The following is a 1971-nucleotide window of genomic DNA, read 5'->3' on the forward strand; positions in this document are numbered from 1 at the left end:
CCTGGAGCACCAGGCCGTAGCCCAGGGAGGGGTGTTCCACGAGGTCACCGGCCTGGGGCAGCCCGGGGTGGCCGTAGGGGATGGCCTGGCGGGGGTCTCTGCCCTTCATCCGGGCCAGCCACTCCTCCTCCGGCGTGCGGGGGGCGGCCTCTCGAGGGCCCTTGGAGCTTCGGCCCTGCTTTGCGGCGGCCGGGTCCCGATAGTTGTGCACGCCCTCGCAGGTCGAGCACTGGACCTTGGCCGGCCGGCCGAACGCCACCGAGACGACGACGTGGCGGGTCGCCGCGCGGCATCGCGTGCACAGCGACGAGACCCAGCTTCCCACCGCAACGGCCCCGTCCGCGGCCACGTTTCTCCTCCCTCTGTCGGCTCCCGGCCCCCCGGGTGGCGTGGTCGCCGCCTGGGAACGGTCCAAACCCGTTGATCTCTCCCGTGCAGACCGCGAGAATGGGCCAAGCCGCCTCGCGGCCGCGCCGCCCGAGCGGTTTGCGGCGCAACCCCCAACCCCTCAGGAGGACCGGCCGTGGCCTACGACCCCACCAACGTGTTTGCGCGCATCCTGCGGGGAGAGATCCCCTGCAAGAAGGTCTACGAGGACCCCTTCGCCCTAGCCTTCTACGACATCTCGCCCCAGGCGCCGGTCCACGTCCTGGTGATTCCCAAGGGGGAGTATGCCTCCTTCGACGACTTCTCGGCGAAGGCCCCCTCCGAGATGGTGACCGGCTTCTACCGGGCCGTGCAGCAGGTGGCAGGCCAGCTCGGGCTCCAGGGCCGGGGCTATCGGATCCTCTCCAACGTCGGCCCCGACGCCCACCAGGAGGTGATGCACTACCACCTCCACCTCTTCGCGGGTTGCGACCTGGGGCGCATGATCAAGAAGGGACTGGCGAGCGAGGAGCGCTAGAAACCCTGGGGGCGCCAGGACCTGGAACCCTGCGTCGCCCCCGCATCCCGCCGAAGGTGGAGCGCTTTGGGGAGATCCTCGCCAGGCCCCGGGCCGGCGCGCTGCCGCGTCAGCTCTCGTCGTCCTTGGGCTCTTCGCGCTTCCAGAGGGTGAAGTCGTCCAGTAGCTCCTCATCCCCCTCTTCTTCGTCTCCCCCGGAGAAGATCTGCCCCGTGTTGCGCTCGCGCAGGGGGCCCTTGGGGACCCGCTCCTCCCGCACCCCCGTTCCTTCACGCTTGCGGCGGTTGCGGGGGCGCGCGTCGGGGCCGAAGGTGCCCCGGGGCTGCCCCGGGGCACCGGTCTCGTCGGAACCCGCCAGGGGTTCCGTGGGGCGGGGCCGGGGGGCGGGACGAAGACCCGGCCCCGGGGCAGCCGGCCGCGGGGCAAACGGACGGGCGCCCGCCCCTTCCTCCCGGGCGCGCGCTTCGTTTACGGCGAGGGCCCGCCCCTTGAAGAGCTGTTGGTTGAACCGGCGGATGGCGTCCTCGGCCTGGGCGCGGTCGCCGAACTCCACGAAGGCGAATCCCCGGGGCTTGCCCGTCTCCCGGTCGGTGGGGATCCGAACGTACGACGGCGGCCCGGACGCCGAGAAGAGCTCTTTGAGCTCCGCCTCGGTCACGTCGAACGAGAGGTTTCCCACGAAAAGACGAACCGACATTTCTCCTCCTCTGACGGTGCCGGGGGCCTTGTCTTTGCCCAGGGGCGGCGCCCTCCGGCCGTGGCAGTTCTTCTGCGCTGCGGGTCGATGCCGGCCGCGTCTTGCCGCAGACAACGAGAGGGACCCGCCATGTGCCGGGTCCCTCTTCGACGTTCCCTGCGGTGACGGCAAGCCGGCGCTGGTGCCGGGGTTGGTGAAAGGTACCTCCGGCCAACCGGGCGTGTCAACGGGGCAATGGGGCCGGGACAGGGCGATCGCACATAAAAACCTTAGCCAGCCAGCACTTTGAGGCGATAGGCGTCATCCCAGCCTGCGCGGCGGCGCTTGGTCTGGGTACCGCGCTTGATGGAGGTTTCCTGGGTGAGGAGAT

Annotated in this window: 3 protein-coding genes; 1 reads left to right on the forward strand and 2 read right to left on the reverse strand. The window is 70.5% G+C overall.

Features of this window, described 5'->3' with window-relative positions:
• A partial coding sequence (locus AB1578_23600; protein MEW6490884.1) for a hypothetical protein occupies positions 1-349 on the reverse strand: 349 nt, incomplete at its 3' end.
• Positions 350-523: 174 nt separating this feature from the next.
• On the opposite strand from AB1578_23600, the gene AB1578_23605 reads away from it, so the two are divergent.
• On the forward strand, positions 524-904 hold the full coding sequence (locus AB1578_23605; protein ID MEW6490885.1) for a histidine triad nucleotide-binding protein: 381 nt from the start codon (positions 524-526) through the stop codon (positions 902-904).
• Positions 905-1013: 109 nt separating this feature from the next.
• Here AB1578_23605 and AB1578_23610 read toward each other — a convergent pair whose 3' ends face one another.
• Positions 1014-1601, reverse strand: a complete 588-nt coding sequence (locus AB1578_23610; protein ID MEW6490886.1) for an RNA-binding protein — start codon at positions 1599-1601, stop codon at positions 1014-1016.
• Positions 1602-1971 lie beyond the last annotated feature (370 nt).

This window comes from Thermodesulfobacteriota bacterium, assembly GCA_040756475.1.
Lineage (GTDB): Bacteria > Desulfobacterota > Deferrisomatia > Deferrisomatales > JACRMM01 > JBFLZB01.